Origin of the sequence: Pseudomonas sp. ADPe, assembly GCF_014843515.1 — a bacterium.
GTDB classification, from domain to species: domain Bacteria; phylum Pseudomonadota; class Gammaproteobacteria; order Pseudomonadales; family Pseudomonadaceae; genus Pseudomonas; species Pseudomonas citronellolis.
Genome location: NZ_CP062122.1, coordinates 6990711 through 7006487 on the forward strand (window position 1 = coordinate 6990711; position 15777 = coordinate 7006487).

9 protein-coding genes are annotated in these 15777 nt (G+C 70.3%); 6 read left to right on the top strand and 3 right to left on the bottom strand.

What is annotated here, in order from left to right; genetic code table 11:
* Positions 1-200 precede the first annotated feature (200 nt).
* On the top strand, positions 201-2252 hold the full coding sequence (gene paaZ / locus IG194_RS31490; protein WP_058489945.1) for a phenylacetic acid degradation bifunctional protein PaaZ: 2052 nt from the start codon (positions 201-203) through the stop codon (positions 2250-2252).
* A 370-nt stretch (positions 2253-2622) separates the two neighbouring features.
* Here the strand turns inward: paaZ and IG194_RS31495 are convergent, their stop codons facing one another.
* From IG194_RS31495 to IG194_RS31505, 3 genes are all read right to left on the bottom strand, one after another.
* The gene (locus tag IG194_RS31495; protein WP_009622496.1) at positions 2623-2910 is read right to left on the bottom strand and encodes a hypothetical protein; all 288 of its coding nucleotides are present in this window, start codon (positions 2908-2910) and stop codon (positions 2623-2625) included.
* 69 nt (positions 2911-2979) lie between these two features.
* Complete coding sequence (locus IG194_RS31500) at positions 2980-3432, bottom strand: GNAT family N-acetyltransferase (protein ID WP_009622497.1); 453 nt, start codon at positions 3430-3432, stop codon at positions 2980-2982.
* A 60-nt stretch (positions 3433-3492) separates the two neighbouring features.
* Positions 3493-5184, bottom strand: coding sequence for a sensor domain-containing diguanylate cyclase (locus IG194_RS31505; protein ID WP_058489946.1), 1692 nt, complete (start codon positions 5182-5184; stop codon positions 3493-3495).
* A 263-nt stretch (positions 5185-5447) separates the two neighbouring features.
* Between IG194_RS31505 and IG194_RS31510 the strand changes: the two genes are divergently transcribed.
* The 5 genes from IG194_RS31510 to IG194_RS31530 all read left to right on the top strand — a co-directional run bounded on the left by IG194_RS31510 (position 5448) and on the right by IG194_RS31530 (position 15741).
* The gene (locus IG194_RS31510) at positions 5448-7139 is read left to right on the top strand and encodes a putative bifunctional diguanylate cyclase/phosphodiesterase (RefSeq protein ID WP_058489947.1); all 1692 of its coding nucleotides are present in this window, start codon (positions 5448-5450) and stop codon (positions 7137-7139) included.
* A 40-nt stretch (positions 7140-7179) separates the two neighbouring features.
* Positions 7180-11661 (top strand): hybrid sensor histidine kinase/response regulator, encoded by a 4482-nt coding sequence (locus IG194_RS31515; RefSeq protein ID WP_058489948.1) that lies wholly within the window; start codon positions 7180-7182, stop codon positions 11659-11661.
* Between the two features lie 116 nt (positions 11662-11777).
* On the top strand, positions 11778-12947 hold the full coding sequence (locus IG194_RS31520; protein WP_058489949.1) for a sensor domain-containing diguanylate cyclase: 1170 nt from the start codon (positions 11778-11780) through the stop codon (positions 12945-12947).
* Positions 12948-13251: 304 nt separating this feature from the next.
* Positions 13252-14151, top strand: coding sequence for a LysR family transcriptional regulator (locus IG194_RS31525; RefSeq protein ID WP_043313413.1), 900 nt, complete (start codon positions 13252-13254; stop codon positions 14149-14151).
* 750 nt (positions 14152-14901) lie between these two features.
* Positions 14902-15741, top strand: coding sequence for a substrate-binding periplasmic protein (locus IG194_RS31530; RefSeq protein WP_058489950.1), 840 nt, complete (start codon positions 14902-14904; stop codon positions 15739-15741).
* The last annotated feature ends 36 nt before the right edge of the window (positions 15742-15777 follow it).

Sequence of the window (15777 nt, forward strand, 5' to 3'; positions counted from 1 at the left end):
CGCGCCCTGCGCGCGAATCGCGGGCAGGGCCCGCTCCTACAAAGAGCCAGGTTTCACCGCCCCGGGCCCAAAAGGCCCCTGGCGTCCCTGACCCGGCGGCCTTTCCCCGCCACCGTTGCAACGCGCCGCCGCAGCCCACCCGGCTACGGTGGTCACCGGCCGCGGCCGGAACCCTTGCGTACCTTTTGGAGGATAGAGTGATGGCCCAAGAGCCCACCCTGCAGAGTTTCATCGGCGGCCGCTGGATCGGCCAGCATGGCGCCCAGGCGCTGCGTAGCGCACTGAACGGCCAGCTCGTGGCACGCACCCACGAAGAGACCCCGGACTTCGCCGAAGCCGTGGCCCACGCCCGCCAGAGCGGCCTGGCCGCACTCATGGCCATGGACTTCCAGCAGCGCGCCCAGCGCCTCAAGGCCCTGGCCCTGTACCTGACCGAGCGCAAGGAACAGCTCTACGAGATTTCCCGCCACACCGGCGCCACCCGCGCCGACAGCTGGATCGACATCGAAGGCGGCGCCGGCACCCTGTTCGCCTACGCCGGCGTCGGCGGCCGCGAGCTGCCCTCGGGCAACGTGGTCCACGAAGGCCCGGCCATGCCCCTGGGCAAGACCGGCAAGTTCGCCGGCAGCCACATCCTGGTGCCGCGCGGCGGCATCGCCGTACACATCAACGCCTTCAACTTCCCGATCTGGGGCATGCTGGAAAAGTTCGCGCCCAGTTTCCTGGCGGGCATGCCGTGCATCGTCAAGCCGGCCACCGCCACCAGCTACGTGACCGAAGCCGCCGTGCGCCTGATGCACGAATCCGGCCTGCTGCCGGCCGGCAGCCTGCAGCTGATCATCGGCGGCACGGGCGACCTGCTCGACCGCCTGCAGGGCCAGGACATCGTCACCTTCACCGGCTCGGCCGACACCGCCGCCAAGCTGCGGGTGAACCCCAACCTGATCCGCAACTCGGTGCCCTTCAACGCCGAGGCCGACTCGCTGAACTGCGCCATCCTGGCCCCGGACGTCACCCCGGACGACGAGGAATTCGACCTCTTCGTCAAGGAAGTGGCCCGCGAGATGACCGCCAAGGCCGGGCAGAAATGCACCGCCATCCGCCGCGCCATCGTCCCGGCCAGGCACATCGACGCCGTGGCCGAACGCCTGCGTGAACGCCTGGCCAAAGTCGTGGTCGGCGACCCGTCGGTGGAAGGCGTGAAGATGGGCGCCCTCGCCTCCCACGCCCAGCAGGCCGACGTGGCCGAGCGCGTGGAAGCGCTGCTGAAATCCAGCGAGTTGGTCTTCGGCGCGAAGGACGGCTTCGCCCCGCGCGGCGAAGGCGTGAGCGAAGGCGCGTTCTTCGCCCCCACCCTGCTGCGCAGCCGCGACCCGCATGCCGAAGGTGGAGCCCATGACATCGAGGCCTTCGGCCCGGTCAGCACCCTGATGGCCTACGACGACCTCAACGAAGCCATCGCCCTGGCCGCGCGCGGCAAGGGCAGCCTGGTGGCCAGCCTGATCACCCGCGATCCGCAGGTCGCGGCCAAGGTGGTCCCGGTGATGGGCGCCCTGCACGGCCGCCTGCACATCCTCGACCGCGAGTCGGCGGCCGAATCCACCGGCCACGGCTCGCCGCTGCCGGTGCTCAAGCACGGCGGCCCGGGCCGCGCCGGCGGCGGCGAGGAACTGGGCGGCGTGCGCGCGGTCAAGCACTACCTGCAGCGCACCGCGGTACAGGGCTCGCCGACCATGCTGATGGCGGTCACCGGCGAATACGTGCGCGGCGCCCAGGTCTACGAGACCGACGTGCACCCGTTCCGCCGCTACTTCGACGAGCTGAAGATCGGCGAATCGCTGCTGACCCACCGGCGCACCGTCACCGAGGCCGACCTGGTCAACTTCGGCTGCCTGTCGGGCGACCACTTCTACATGCACTTCGACGAGCTGGCGGCCAAGGACTCGCAGTTCGGCAAGCGCATCGCCCACGGCTACTTCGTGCTCTCGGCGGCCGCCGGCCTGTTCGTCTCCCCCGGCGTCGGCCCGGTGCTGGCCAACTACGGCCTGGACACCCTGCGTTTCATCAACCCGGTGGGCATCGGCGACACCATCCAGGCCCGCCTGACCTGCAAGCGCAAGATCGACCAGGGCAAGAAGAGTCCCAAGGGCGAGCCGCAAGGCGTGGTGGCCTGGGACGTGGAAGTCACCAACCAGAACGGCGAACTGGTGGCCAGCTACGACATCCTGACGCTGGTGCTCAAGCGCGGCTGATTTTCGCCAACTCCGGTGTCACCCTCGACCGGCCCCAGGGCCGGTCTTTCGTTCGTGCAGAGCCCCCTCACCCCAGCCCTCTCCCGGAGGGAGAGGGAGCCGTCCGGAGTGAATGGGGAGTTCGGAGTCATCCCGATCGGATGTTTCATCGTAGGGCGGATAGAGTCCTACGGTTCCAGGAAGCACGGCTTTTCGTAGGATGGCGTTGAGCGAAGCGATACCCATCACCACGGCAGCATGGGTATCGCAAGCTCAACCCATCCTACGACGAGCACATCGGCGCAAGACAGTTGCTCCTACGACCGTGCTTCATGGAACCGTAGGCAGATAAAGGTTCGCGAGCAAACTCGCGCCTACAGGGATGGCGCGATCAGACCAGCAGTTCCGGCTCGACCATGTCGCATTCGAAGCTGATCCGCCCACCGGCCTCATCGGCGCTGCCGCCGGTGATCGGCCCGTAGTAGTTGAGGCCGTTATCCAGGCTCACGCAGACGTGGGTCGGCTCCTCCGGCGCATCCAGCTGCCCCTGGAACACCAGCTCCATCACCCCCGGCTCCAGGGTACGCAGCTCGACGGCAATGGCCGGGTTGTCCACGGCCTCGGTTTCGCGCCCCCGGTGCTCGGCGCTGACGGTGACGGTGGCGGTGAAGTGCGGCATGAAGTGCTCCAGGGCTGGGGAAATGAATGCGGGCGCCAATCTGCCCGGCGCGGCGGCGCCTGGCAAGGGTCAGCCGACGTGAAAGCGAAAGCGCAGGTGCGGCCAGGCCTCGGGATCGTCCACCGGCAGCGGCACGGTGCCGCACGGCACCACCCGCAGCCAGAACGCCAGGGCGTTGCGATTGCCGGTCAGCACGTTGAGCTGCCAGTCGCCGGGCTGCCCTTCGAACAGCGTCCAGGCCGCGGCGCGGCCCACGCCCTGGCGGCGGAACGCCTGGCCGACATAGAACTCGGCCAGCTCGTGCAGCCCCGGCCGCTCCAGGGCGCGCACCAGGGCGAAGCCGGCCACCTGGCCGTCGACGCGGATCAGGTAGGGCCGGCGCCCGGGCTCCAGCCAGTACAGCGCCAGGTACGGGTACAGGTCCGACTCGACGCCGAGCTCGCGCAGGTAGCCCGGCAGCATGGCCGCCAGCAGCGGCTCCTCGTCCGGGCCGGCGACCTGCACTTCGACTTGCGGGTTCACGGTGGCCTCCCTTGGGCGGTGCTCCCTGCACCATAGCCCAAGGCAGGCCATCCGGCCCGTTCAGAGGTACTCGATGCGGTTGCGCCCGGCCTGCTTGGCGCGGTACAGCGCCAGGTCGCTGCGCGACAGCACCGCCTCGGCCGTGGCGTCGCCGGCGAGCATGTCGGCGACGCCGATGCTCAGCGTCAGCGGGATGCGCTCGCCGGCGTGCACCAGCGGGGTCTGCGCCAGGTGCTCCTGCAGGCGCTGGGCGAAGGCCACGGCGTTGTCGCGGCTGGCGTCGCTGAGCAGCACGGCGAACTCCTCGCCGCCCATGCGCCCGACGCTGTCGCTGCGCCGCACCAGGCCGGCGAGGACGTCGGCGAAGTGGCGCAGCGCCAGGTCGCCCACCGCGTGGCCCCAGCGGTCGTTGATCGCCTTGAAGTGGTCCAGGTCGCACATCAGCACCGCGGCGCTGCGCTCGCCGCCGCGCTGCACGCGGCCCAGCTCGGCCTGCAGCTGGTGCATGAAGCAGCGCCGGTTGGGCAGTTGGGTGAGGAAGTCGGTGGTGGCCAGCACCTGCAGCTCGGCCTCGATGCGCTTGCGCTCGGTGATGTCGGTGATGAAGCCGTGCCAGAGCACGCTGCCGTCGGCCTGGCGGCGCGGGTGGGCATGGCCCTGGCGCCAGCGCACGCCCTGCTCCGGCAGTTGCACGCGGTATTCCAGCTGCCAGGGCACCAGGGTCCGCGCCGAGGCCTCCAGCGCAGCCAGGTAGCGCGGCATGTCCTCGTCGTGGATGATCGCGCGGATACGCTCGGTGGGGCCGTCGGCCAGTTCCTCCGGAGCCATGCCGTAGATTTCCCGGCTGCCGGCGCTGACGTAGGGAAAGCGCGCCGAGCCGTCGGGCAGGCGGCGGTACTGGAAGACCATGCCGGGAATCTCGTTGGTCAGGTCGGTGAGCAGTTCGAGGTTCTGCCGCAGCTTCTCGGCCAGCACGCGCTGGGCGGTGATGTCGGTGGTGGTGCCGAGCATGCGCAGCGCCCGCCCCTGCTCGTCGCGTTCGACCACCTTGCCGCGGCTGCACACCCACATGTAGCTGCCGTCCTTGCGGCGGATGCGGTGCTCCACCTCGTAGGCCGCGGTCTGCCCGGCGAAGTGCGCCTCCATGGTCGCCCTGACGTAGGCCAGGTCGTCCGGGTGCACGCGGGCGTAGCTTTCCTCGATGCGCTCGCCGATCTCGTCCTCGGCGTAGCCCAGCAGGGCCTTCCAGCCGGAGGAATAATGGATGACGCCGCTGGGCACGTGGCGGTCCCAGATGCCGGTGCCGCTGCCCTCCACCGCCAGCGCCAGGCGCCGCTCGGTGATGCGGGTGCGCTCGGCGCCGCGCTCCAGTTCCAGCAGCGCGGCGGCCAGGCCGGCGTATTCGGCCAGGGCCTCGGCCTGGGGAGCGTCCAGCTCGCGCGGGCGCTCGCCCAGCAGCCAGAGCTGCCCCAGCGGCAGGCCGTCGGCCGAGCGCAGCGGGCACAGGTGCCGGAACGCCCAGCGCGCGGCCAGCGCCGCCGCGCCGTCGTCGGGGAGCCCGCCCGGGCGTTCCAGCCAGGCCCTGTCCTCGGCGCCCAGGCCAAGGCAGGCGCACAGCCGCCAGGCGCCGCCGTCATCGCGCATCAGCACCGCCGCATCCAGGGCCAGGTGGCCCAACGCCAGGCGCAACAGCCCGGCATGGTGGCGCTCGCCCATACTCTCCATCGCGTATCCCGTACTCACGGACTGCATCTGCACACTGCTCGCTCAGGCACCCAGGGAACCGCCGGGAAAGTCGGCCGTCGTTTCGAGTCTATCCATAATGGCGTTCTGGCGTCATGACAGCCCATCAGTTGACAGACACAGCTCATCGGCCACTGTCCGCGCGGCATTCCCGAGAAAACATGCCAATTCGCCATCATGCAGAGGTAGGCTTTCGTAATCTAGGCTAGCCTCATGCCAGAATTTTCCTACACCAGAATTCTCCTACAAAAGTGTTCCGCTGGAGCAATGGAATGCCGGAAGATCCGCGTAACTTCGACTCGGTCATCCTGATCGTCGACGACCAGGTCAGCGACATACAGCTGCTGGGCGAGGCGGCCAGGGGGCTGGGCGTGACGCACTTCGCCTCGGACGGCCGCCAGGCCCTCGAACTGGCCCGGCGCATCCGCCCGGACGTGGTCCTGCTGGACATCGAGATGCCCGGCATGGACGGCTTCGAGGTGTGCCAGGCGCTGATGGCCGACGCCAAGCTCAACGACGCCGCGGTGATCTTCGTCACCGCCTACGACCAGGTGTCCCACGAGCTGCGCGCCCTGCAGATGGGCGGCGTGGACTTCATCACCAAGCCGATGAACCTGCCGGTGGCCCGCGCGCGCATCCGCACCCACGCGCGCCTGCGGCACATGGCGAAGATCCTCGCCAACCAGGACCCGCTAACCAACCTGCCCAACCGCGCCCTGCTCGCCGACCGCATGGCCCAGGCCATCGAAGGCGCGCGGCGCAACCAGCAGCGCGTCGGCCTGTTGCTGCTGGACCTGGACAACTTCAAGGCGGTCAACGACGCCGAGGGCCACTCCCTGGGCGACGCCATCCTGCAGGAGACCGCCCTGCGCCTCAGCCGGCAGTGCCGGGCGATGGACACCGTGTGCCGGCCGGGCGGCGACGAGTTCGCCGTGCTGCTGCCGGAGGTGCACAGCCTGGAGGCCATCGGCGACTTCGCCGCGCGGGTGCAGGCGGCCCTGGGCGAGCCCTACGTCATCCGCGGCACCAGCTACCACCTCACCGCCAGCATCGGCATCAGCCTCTACCCCGACGACAGCGACGGCGCCGAGGACCTCTACCGCCACGCCGACGCCGCCATGTACCAGGCCAAGGCCGCCGGGCGCAACGGCTACAGCTTCTTCTCGGCGGACATCGAGGCGCGCATGCGCGAGCGCCACCTGCTCGAACGGCACATGCGCCTGGCCCTGGAGCTGGGCGTGTTCGAGGTGTTCTACCAGGCCAAGGTGCACGCCGCCACGCGCGCCATCGTCGGCGTCGAGGCGCTGATCCGCTGGCGCGACGGCGAGGGCCGCCTGGTGCCGCCGGCGGAGTTCATCCCGCTGGCCGAGGAAACCGGGCTGATCGTGCCCATCGGCCAGCAGATCCTCCTGCGCGCCTGCCAGGACGCCCGCGCCTGGAACGATGCCGGGCACGCGCTGACGGTCAGCGTGAACATCTCGGCGGTGCAGTTCCGCAGCGAGAGCTTCGTCGACCAGGTGGCCGAGATCCTCGCCCAGACCGGCATGCAGCCGGGCAACCTGGAACTGGAGATCACCGAGGGCGTGCTGGCCAGCGACCGCTACGCCTCGCGCCAGACCCTGGCGGCGCTGCGCGAGCTGGGGGTGCGCATCGCCATCGACGACTTCGGCACCGGCTACTCCAGCCTGGCCTACCTCAAGCGCTTCCCGGTGGACGTGTTGAAGATCGACCAGAGCTTCGTCCGCGACATGCTCCAGGACCGCAGCGACGCGGCGATCATCGAGGCCATCATCAAGCTCGCCCAGGCCCTGGGCCTGGAGCTGGTGGCCGAAGGGGTGGAATGCCCGAACCAGGAGCGCGCGCTGGCGGCGCTGGGCTGCCCGGTGATGCAGGGCTACCTCTACTGCCGCCCGGTGCCGCGCGACGACATGAGCCGCCTGCTGGCCGACGGCCTGCAAGCATGAACCTCCGTGCCACGGGCACCACCGCAACGGGAAGGATCGGGTGAAGACGACACCGGGCAACCTCAGGTTCAACCGCTGGTCCTGGGCCGTCCTGGCCCTGGGCGTGCTCTGCTCGGCCCTCGGCGCCGCCCTGGTACAGCGCGGCAACGAACAGCAGGCGCGCGCCGCCGTGGCCCAGGAGGCCAACCGCCTGGCCGACACCGTGCTGGCGCGCATCGAGCTGTACCAGTACGGCCTGCGCGGCGCCCGCGGCGCGGTGCTGACCGCCGGCGAGGCGCACATCAGCCGCGAGGTCTTCCACCGCTACGCCCAGACCCGCGACGTCGCCCGGGAGTTTCCCGGCGCCCGCGGCTTCGGCTTCGTCCGCCGGGTGCCGGCCGGGGCGCTCGACGACTTCCTGCGCAACGCCCGCGCCGAAGGCCGGCCGGACTTCGCCGTGCACGAGGTGACGCCCAACCCCGGCGAGCGCTACGTCATCCAGTACATCGAGCCGGAACAGCCCAACCTGGCCGCCATCGGCCTGGACGTGGCCTCCGAGCCGCGCCGCCAGCAGGCCGCCCAGGCGGCGCTGCGCACCGGGCTGCCGCGGCTCTCCGCGCCCATCACCCTGGTGCAGGCTTCCGGCGCGACCCAGCAGTCCTTCCTGATGCTGCTGCCCATCTACCGCGGCGGCGTCACTCCGGCCAGCATCGAACAGCGCGAGGCCCAGGCCATCGGCCTGGGCTACGCGCCGCTGCTGATGCGCGAGGTGCTCGACGACCTGCGCCTGGACGACGCCGCCGTGCACTTCCAGCTCGCCGACGTGACCGATGGGGAGCCCGGCGACACCTTCTACAGCAGCGCCGACGACGCCAAGGCGCCGCGGCTGTACCCGCAGAGCCTGCAGCGCGACGTGTTCGGCCGCCGCTGGCAGATCGACTTCAGCGCCCACCCGGTGTTCGTCCAGCGCCTGCACCCGCTCTCCCCACCGCTGGTGTTCGGCGCCGGCTGCCTGGGCAGCCTGCTGCTGGCCGCCCTGCTCGGGGCCACCGCGGTCAGCCGCCAGCGCCGCGCCCAGGTGCTGGAGCAGCAGGCGCGGCTGGCGGCGATCGTCGAGTCCTCCGCCGACGCCATCGCCGGCAAGAACCTGCAGGGCGAGATCACCAGCTGGAACGCCGGCGCGCAGAAGCTGCTCGGCTATACCGCCGAGGAAGTCCTCGGGCGCCAGGCCAACGGCCTGCTGGTGCCCGCCGAGCGGGTGGCCGAAGAGGAACCGCTGCTGCGCCGCGTGGCCCAGGGCGAGCGCCTGCCGCCCTTCGACACCCAGCGCCGGCACAAGGACGGCCGGCTGATCGACGTATCGCTGAGCGCCTCGCCCATCCGCGGCCCCCATGGCGAGGTGGTGGGCACCTCGACCACGGTGCGCGACATCTCCGCGCAGAAGGCCGCCGAGGCGCGCATCCACGAACTCAACAGCGGCCTGGAGCGCCAGGTGGCCGAGCGCACCGCCGAACTCGCCGCGGCCAACCGCCTGCTAAGCGGCGTGCTGCACTCGGCCTCGGAGGTGTCGATCATCGCCACCGACGCCAACGGCATCATCCGCATCTTCAACCGCGGCGCCGAGCGCCTGCTGGGTTACCGCGCCGAGGAACTGGTCGGCCAGGCCACGCCGCAGCGCCTGCACCCGGAGGACGAGGTGGCCACGCGCGCCGCCCAGCTGGGCGAGGAATACGGCCGCCCGGTGCCGGGCTTCCGCGCCCTGGTGCAGAAGGCCGAGGACGAAGGCGCCGAGACCCGCGAATGGACCTACCTGCGCAAGGACGGCAGCCGCGTGCCGATGAGCCTGGTGGTCACCGCCATGCGCGACGAGGCCGGCCAGGTCAGCGGCTACCTCGGCATCGCCGTCGACATCACCGAGCGCAAGGCCGCCGAGGACCGCCTGCGCCTGGCCCACGACCAACTGGCCCTGGCCGCCGAAGCGGCCGGCCTGGGCATCTGGTGGTGGCGCCCGGCAGACGACACCCTGCACTGGAACGAGCGCATGTTCGAGCTCTACCAGCAGCCGCCGGCGCTCAACGGCAATGGCCTGTGCCTGGAGCACTGGCGCGAGCGCCTGCACCCGGACGACATCGATGCCACCCTCGCCAGCCTGAACGCCGCGGTGCAGGGCCACGGCAACTACGAGCCGACCTTCCGCATCGTCCGCCCCGACGGCCAGGTGCGCTACATCCAGGCCGCCGCCCGCGTCGAGCGCGACGCCGACGGCACGCCGCTGCGCGTCACCGGCATCAACCTGGACATCACCCGCGAGCGCGAGATGCAGGCCTCGCTGCGCCAGGCCAAGGAGCAGGCCGACGCCGCCAACGCGGCCAAGTCCAGCTTCCTGGCCAACATGAGCCACGAGATCCGCACGCCGATGAACGCCGTGCTGGGCATGCTCTTCCTGGCCCGCCAGACCGAGCTGAACCCGCGCCAGCGCGACTACGTCGACAAGGCCCATTCCGCCGCCACCGCCCTGCTCGGCCTGCTCAACGACATCCTCGACTACTCCAAGATCGAGGCCGGCAAGCTGCTGCTGGAGGAACACCCCTTCGAGCTGGAGACGCTGATGCGCGACCTCGCCGTGGTGCTCTCCGGCAACCTCGGCAGCAAGGACGTCGAGATGCTCTTCGACATCGACCCCAACCTGCCCGGCAGCCTGCTGGGCGATGCCCTGCGCCTGCAGCAGATACTCATCAACCTGGCCGGCAACGCCATCAAGTTCACCGACCACGGCCAGGTGGTGGTCAGCGTCAAACAGCTGGGCCGCGAGGGCGACCGCCTGCGCCTGCGCATCGGCGTGCGCGACAGCGGCATCGGCATCGGCCCGGCGCAGCTGCAGAGCATCTTCGACAGCTTCACCCAGGCCGAGGCCTCCACCACCCGGCGCTTCGGCGGCACCGGCCTGGGCCTGTTCATCTGCAAGCGCCTGGTGGAACTGATGGGCGGCCGCCTGCAGGTGGAAAGCCAGCTGGGCTTCGGCAGCCGCTTCTGGTTCGACCTGGACCTGGCGGTGGTCGGCGAGCGCCCGCTGAAGGCCGGCTGCGCCGTCATCGACCGGCCGCTGCGGCTGCTGGTGGTGGACGACAACCCCAGCGCCGCCGAACTGCTGCTGCGCACCTGCGAATCCCTGGGCTGGCAGGCCGACCAGGTCAGCGGCGGCATGCAGGCGGTGGCGCGCTACCGCGAGGCCACAGGCCTTGGCCTGAACTACGACGTGGTGCTGATGGACTGGCGCATGCCCGACCTCGACGGCCTGCGCGCCGCGCGGCTGATCCAGCGCGAGGCCGGGGCGCACACGCCGCCGACCATCATCATGATCACCGCCTACGGCCGCGAGGTGCTGGCCGACGTGCGCGACGGCGACACCCCGCCCTTCATCGACTTCCTGACCAAGCCGGTCACCCCGCGGCAACTGGCCGACAGCGTGCAGCAGGCCCTGGGCGGCCAGGCCGCCGAGCCGGCCACGGCGCCCACCGCCGACAGCAGGCGCCTGGCCGGGCGACGCCTGCTGGTGGTGGAGGACAACGCGCTGAACCGCCAGGTGGCCGCCGAACTGCTGGCCAGCGAGGGCGCCGAGGTGCTGCTGGCCGAGGGCGGCCTGGAAGGCGTCGAACAGGTCTGCCACGGCGGCGTGCCCCTGGACGCCGTGCTGATGGACGTGCAGATGCCCGACATCGACGGCCTGGAGGCCACCCGGCGGATCCGCGCCGACGGCCGCTTCGCCGCCCTGCCGATCCTCGCCATGACCGCCAACGCCGCCCAGGCCGACCGCGAGGCCTGCCTGCTGGCGGGGATGAACGACCACATCGCCAAGCCGATCGACAAGGAACACATGGTCAACCGCCTGCTGGCCCACCTGGAGGCGCCGCAGCGCACGCGGGAAGCGCCGCCGCAGCTGCCGGAGGAAGACGCCATCGTCGAGGGCCGCGACAGCGTGCTGGGCCGCTTCGGCGGCGACGAGAAGCTGATCCACCGCGTGCTGCGCAGCTTCGAGCCGGAGATGGACAAGCTGCTGGGGCGCCTGGACATGCTGCGCGGCAGCGGCGACGTGAGCGCCAGCGCCGGCCTGCTGCACACCCTCAAGGGCAGCGCCGGCACCATGGGCGCCAGCGCCCTCGCCGCGCGCTGCGCGGCCCTGGAGAGCGACCTGCTGCGCACCCCGGCCGAGGCGCAGGCCGCTGCCCTGGCCGCGCTGCCGGTGGACGAGCTGCGGCAATTGCTGGCGGTGACACTGGCCGAGCTGCAGGCGCTGTTCGCCGAACCGCCCGGCCTGGCCCCGGGGACCGCCGCGCAGCTCAGCCGCCCGCAGGTGCGCGAGCGGGTGGGGGAAATCCTCGGCCTGCTGGAGTCGGGCAACCTCGACGCCCTCGAACGCCTGGAGGCGCTGGCCCGCCACCAGCACGCCTGGCCGCGGCAGTTCCTGCGCTTCAACGAGCTGGTCCAGGCCCTGGACTTCAAGGGCGCGCTGCAACTGGGCCGGGAGATGCTCGATGAGCTGTGAGCCGCGCGGCGGGCATGGCCGGCGTCCGTTCAAGCCGGCGGACATGTTGCCGACACACTCCTGCAGTAGCGTGCCTGGCGTGGGCCTGCGCGCGGCATCCCGATGAGGCGGGCGTCATGAGCTTACCCGAGCAACCCCTGGCCAGCAGCGAGCGGCACATCCCCGCGCACCTGCAGCCAGCCCTGCGCACCTACGTGCTGCAGCACTACCGCGGCTTCCTGCTGGCGATCAACTTCATCGCCATGGCGGCCTACGACGCCTACGTCCTCGCCGACGCCGCGCTGATCCCGGACATGGCCCTGCAGTCGCTGCTGCTGCGCGGTGCGCTCAGCCTGGTCGGCCTGCTGAACATCTACCTGGTGTTCCGCCACAGCCGCAGCGTGCTGCTGATGGACCTGCTGATGCCGCTGCACGACATCGTCTCGGCCATCGCCTGGTTCGAACTGCTCAAGCGCAGCGCCTCGCCGGAGGTGCCCACCTTCCTCTACGCCTCGGTGGTGTTCATCGTCCTGGGCAACCTCGGCGTGCGCTATTCCTTCGCCGGCATCCTGGCCTGCTCCCTGACCATCTCGGCGGTGATCCTCGGCAACGTGGCGCTGATCCACGCCGGCGAACCCAAGGCGCTGCTGGTGTTCACCCTGGTCTACCTGCCGGTGCTGGCCTTCAGCCTGTTCATCAGCTGGACCAACATCAACGGCGTGCGCCGGGCCTTTCTCGCCGACCTGGAAGGCCAGCGCCAGCGCGCCGAACTGGCCGAGCTGAACCAGCGCCTGCAGGCCCTGGCCGCCACCGACGCGCTGACCGGCGTGGGCAACCGCCGCGCCTTCGACCTGCACCTGGAGCAAAGCTGGCGGCAGATGCGCAGCCACGGCCGGCCCTTCGCCCTGTTGCTGGCCGATATCGACTACTTCAAGCCGTTCAACGACCACTACGGCCACCCCGCCGGCGACCGCTGCCTGTGCGAGGTGGCGAACTGCATGGCCGACACCCTGCGCAGCGGCCAGGCCCGGGTGTTCCGCTACGGCGGCGAGGAATTCGTCATCCTCCTGCAGGTGGCCAGCCCGCTGGAGCTGCGCCAGGTCGCCGAGCGCCTGCGCGAGCGCGTGGCGGAACTGGACATCGAGCACCTGAAGCGCCCCGACCGCCTCTGCCACCTGACCATCAGCCTGGGCGGCGGGCTGTCCGACGGCGCCGCCGAAGCGGGCGAGCTGCTCGACCGCTGCGACCGCCTGCTCTACCAGGCCAAGCAACAGGGCCGCGACCGCGTGTGCCTGGCCGGCGACTAGCCGCCGCTGCCAGTTCCCGGGCCGGGAAAGTCCCGCCGGGGTCCGGACGCCATCAGCAACGAACTGGAAGCCCCCTTCGGCCGCGCGGAGAACGACCTGCCGCGATTCGCAGGGCCTGCCCGGCTTGAGGCCGGCCTATCGGGCGGTCGGCAGCAACGATTGGACGCCGCCCGCCGCGCCCGGTAACGTGCCGCTCATCCGCATTCCCACGACAAGACCGACGGCGCAGCGCCGCACGTTCGGCTACATACTGATAAATGACGCCGGCCAGGCCTTGGCTCCCACTACCCGACAGGCAGTTCCCATGGACATCAAGCAGCTCAAGTTCCTCATCGCCCTGGACCAGACCCGCCACTTCGGGCAGGCTGCCGCGCTCTGCCACATCACCCAGCCCACGCTGTCCATGCGCCTGCGCAACCTCGAGGACGAGCTGGACCTGGTGCTGGTGACCCGTGGCCAGCGCTTCGAGGGCTTCACCGAGGCCGGCGAGCGCATCCTGGCCTGGGCCCGCACCCTGCTGGCCGCCTACGACGGCCTGCAGGCAGAGGCCGCCAGCTGCCGCGGGCAACTGGTGGGCAGCCTGCGCCTGGGCCTGGTGCCGCTGTCCAGCTTCAACCCGATGCAGGTGCTCAAGCCGCTGTCGCAGCGCTACCCGGAACTGCAGTTCCAGCTGTCGTCGCTGAGCTCGGAGCAGATCATCGACGGCCTCAGCCGCAACCAGCTGGACCTGGGCATCTGCTACCTCGACCAGGTCAACACCACCTACTTCGAAGTGCTGGAACTGGCCACCACCACCATGGGCCTGCTGCACGACGTGCGGCACTTCCAGTTCGAGGACGGCGAGCTCAAGTGGGACAAGCTCAACGACCTGCCCCTGGGGCTGCTGAGCAAGGGCATGCACTACCGCCAGTCCGTCGACCTGAGCTTCCGCAGCCGCGGCCTGGACCCGCTGCCGGTGCTGGAAAGCGACTCCACCTTCCAGCTGATCCAGGCCATCGGCGAAGGCATGTGCTGCGCCATCATGCCGCTGAACTGCGGCCTGGAAACCCTCAGCGAGCACCTGCGCATCACCCCCATCGCCGGCGCCAGCATCCACAGCCCCATCGGCCTGCTGCAGCGGCGCACCGAGCCGCGCTCGGCCCTGGCGGAGAAATGCTTCGCCGAGGCGCGCACCATCCTCGCCGGCGAAAGCCCGGCCGAATGAGCCACTGAAACCCAGTCACGGAGCCCCCATGAGCCCTACCCCGAACCCCGCGCCGCAGCAGCCGGGCCAGCCCCTGCGCAAGCAGCTGCTATAGCTGCTCGCCCTGTGGCTGGGCGGCGTCGGCAGCGTGCTGCTGGCCGCCGAGGCGATCCGCCTGGCCATGGCCGCCGCCGGCCTGAAGAGCCACTGACGCGCCGCTAGCCGCCGCGCTTCGCCAGGTTCGCCGCCACGGCAGCGACTACCAGGGCTACGAGGGCGACAGCATCGCCAGCGCCCTGCTGCAGCTATCCGACGAGCCCAACGTGCTGGCCGACACGCACCCCGCCCGCGGCGGCCATTTCCGCCGAGCTGGTGCTCTAGGCCAGCCGGGGCGGCGGCCCAGCCGCCCCGTGCCGCTCACCTCGCCCCGATAGATTGATTGAGTACGCTTTTTCTCACCTTCAGGTTTCACAAACCTCACGCAAGCCCTCCCCCTTCAATCCCTTTCCCCAGCGCCCCAGCCCGCCTCCGGCGCGCGTCGGCGGCCGCTTGGCGGCCTGACGCGACCGACCATTGCGCCCTGTGCCCGGCCGACGCAGCCGACCGCCCGGTCATTCGCTGAAGAAAAAGCCCGCGACCTCTGTTGACAGGTTTTGCCCATCGCCCATACGCTGAATACATCGCTGCACACATCAAAGAGCACAACACACCACACAGCGATGAAAGTTGTTTGCCTTCTGCCTACAAAAACAAATTTACGGAGAGGTCAAAATGGCTCGTATGTTCCCCCGCTCCATCCGCAAGGCCCTCGCCTGCGCGGCCGCCGTCGGCGCGCTGCTCACCCAGACCCCGTCCCAGGCCGCCGATACGTCCATGTGGCAGGGCGTGCAGAAGGCCGGCGTATTGCGCTGCGGCGCGGCGGTCGCCGCGCCCTATGTGATGCGTGACGCCGGCAGCGGCCAGTACAGCGGCTACTTCGTCGACCTGTGCCGCGACTTCGGCGAGAAGGTGCTGAAGGTCAAGGTGGAGTTCGTCGACACCAACTGGGACAACCTCGTCGCCGGCCTGCAGAGCGGCAAGTGGGACCTGGCCATGGCCCTCAACCAGACGCCCGAGCGCGCCCTGGCGGTGGCCTTCTCGGCGCCGGCCACCGACTACCAGGTGTCGCTGGTGGTGAACAAGGAGAACCCCAAGTTCAGCGGCGCCGGCAACGCCATCGCCGACTACGACAAACCCGGCGTGACCTTCGCGGTGATGTCCGGCACCGCCCAGGACAAGGCGATTTCCTCTGTGCTCAAGCAGGGCACCGTCATGCGCCTGCCGGGCATGGACGAAACGCGCCTGGCGCTGATGTCGCGGCGTGCCGACGTGCTGGTCGACGCCAGCGACACCAACCACCTGTTCGCCATGGCCAACGACTGGGCCAGGGAAGTCCTGCCCAAGCCGGCCCTGGCCAAGCAGGGCGTGGCCTTCGGCATGCGCCGCGACATCTCCGCGGCGGACCTGCAGGTGCTGAACATCTACGTGACCCAGCGCCGCGAGACCGGCGAGATCGACCGCCTGGTCGACAAGGCCTCTGCCGAAGTCAACGCCAAGACCGCCGCCAAGTAACTCCTGCCGACACCGGGGGCCGCGCAACGGCGGCCC